This window comes from Sulfuricurvum sp. MLSB, from assembly GCF_000747095.1.
Classification (GTDB): Bacteria; Campylobacterota; Campylobacteria; order Campylobacterales; family Sulfurimonadaceae; genus Sulfuricurvum.
Genome location: NZ_JQGL01000127.1, coordinates 892 through 2,908, shown reverse-complemented (window position 1 = coordinate 2,908; position 2,017 = coordinate 892). Strand labels below are relative to the sequence as shown.

General features: G+C 48.0%; 2 protein-coding genes and 1 pseudogene. All 3 read left to right on the top strand.

The features are described 5' to 3' along the window. Nucleotides 1-190, top strand: a pseudogene (locus tag JU82_RS08925) (GNAT family N-acetyltransferase); the annotation flags it as partial. A gap of 50 nt (nucleotides 191-240) precedes the next feature. Then, nucleotides 241-612, top strand: a complete 372-nt coding sequence (locus JU82_RS08920) for a hypothetical protein (protein WP_037949563.1) — start codon at nucleotides 241-243, stop codon at nucleotides 610-612. Then, on the top strand, nucleotides 609-2,017 hold a 1,409-nt coding region (gene mrdA / locus JU82_RS12025), incomplete at its 3' end, for a penicillin-binding protein 2 (RefSeq protein ID WP_294892700.1). The genes JU82_RS08920 and mrdA, both read left to right, overlap by 4 nt.

Genomic DNA, 2,017 nt, shown 5'->3' with positions numbered 1-2,017 from the left:
ATGTGAAGAGGGACGGCGTCTCGGTCTGAAAGAGGTTTTGGCGCTGACGTATCAGCAGCGTTTTTTCGAACGGTTGGGATTTGTCGAAATCCCCAAAGAGTCTATCCCTGAACATAAAATTTGGGCCGATTGTATTAAATGTAAACACTTTCCCGTATGCAACGAAGTTTCCCTTATCAAGACATTATAAGCCGCTTCTTACTGATTGCGGCGTTTATCGTTTATATCAGTCTAAGCAGCATGTACCTTTTTCTTCCTCCGTTGCTGGCGCTGCTTTTTTTCGCCTTTTATAAGGCTCTCAACCGTCATGATCTGATCGCATTGATCAGTGCCACACTTATGTTGCTCATTTTCGAGGCTGAAAAAGGGTTCTGGTTCGGGAGCACGCTGCTGTTTTTTGGTCTTCAGGTCCGTTATCTCATTCCGAAAATCGAGCAGGTCGTTCGATGCCGGTTATGCAAGGCGGCCATCTTCGTCGGGATTGCGTATCCCGCTTATTGGCTTTTCATCTGGGTAGCCGATAAAGTAATGCTGCTACCCCCCCCTTCGATCGATTGGCACATGGGATTGTATATGATTATTGAATTTTTAGTACTTGCGGCGATGATATGAAGATTAAAATACTTTTTGGGTTGTTTGCCGTTGTCTGGCTCGGATTGTTGGTGAGGGTGTTTCACCTTTCCATCCAGTCAAACGAATATTATGAAACGCTTTCGGAACGAAACAGCATCAAAAGCGAGCTTACCGCACCGGTACGCGGAGAAATTTTGGACCGTAACCTGGAACCGATTGCAATCAATGAGCTTGGATTCAAAATCGCTTTGGCTCCCCATCTGACCAAAGGTAAAGATACGACTCTGCTGGATCGGGAAATCAAGTATCTTCTTTCCATGATCCCGACACTGGACGCGAAGAAAATCGCCAAAATATACAAGCAGCAGGACTCCTACTATAACCATACGTTTATCGATGTCGTTGATTTTATTCCGCATGAAACGGTTATTCCGATTTACGCGTTGATGAATCTGCGCGAGACGATCAAAATTTCCCCGTCCCCCAAACGTCTTTATCCGTACGGGTCGGTAGGTGCGCATTTGATCGGGTATGTTGCCAAAGCAAATCAAAAAGAGATCGATAAGGATCCCTCCCTTCAGCTGATAGGGCATGTCGGCAAAAACGGGATCGAGAAATATTACAATCGCTACTTGCAAGGAGTTGCCGGAGAACGGCGGATCAAAGTCAATGCGCAAAACATTGAAATCGAAGAGATCGGGCGTACCCAGACCAAGGAGAACCGAAATCTCGTTCTAAACGTCGATATGCGGCTGCAAAATTTTATCGGCGAGCAGTTCGCCGGCAAAGTCGGAGCCATCGTCGTGATGGATGTGCACGGTGCCGTGTATGCCGCCGGAAGTTATCCTGAATACGATCTTAACGCTTTTGTATCCGGTATCACCTCAACCGAATGGAATGCTCTGATGAGCAGCGTTGATGCTCCGTTTACCAACAAGATGATTAACGGCCTATATCCTCCCGGTTCGACAATCAAAACGGGAATGGGAATGATCTACGCGACGTCGGGGCTTTTGGATGAACACAGCGAGGTGTTCTGTACCGGCTCGATGAAGCTCGGAAATCGTTCGTTCCGCTGCTGGAAACACAGCGGGCACGGTTCAACCGATTTATCCAAAGCCATCACGCAAAGCTGTGACGACTATTTTTACAAAGGAAGCCTGCAGGTAGGGATAGAGCGGATGAGCAAAGGGCTGCTGCGGATGGGCCTCGGCAAGAAAACTGGCATCGATCTGCCCAACGAGTTCATCGGGACCGTTCCGAGCCGCGAATGGAAACGGAAAAAATTCAACAAGCCGTGGTATCAGGGAGAAACGCTCAATACCTCTATCGGACAGGGTGATTTTCTGGTTACGCCGATGCAGATAGCACAGTACACCGCATTGATGGCAACCGGAAAACTACCCGTACCGCACATTGCCAAAACGATCGGCGACAACCCGTA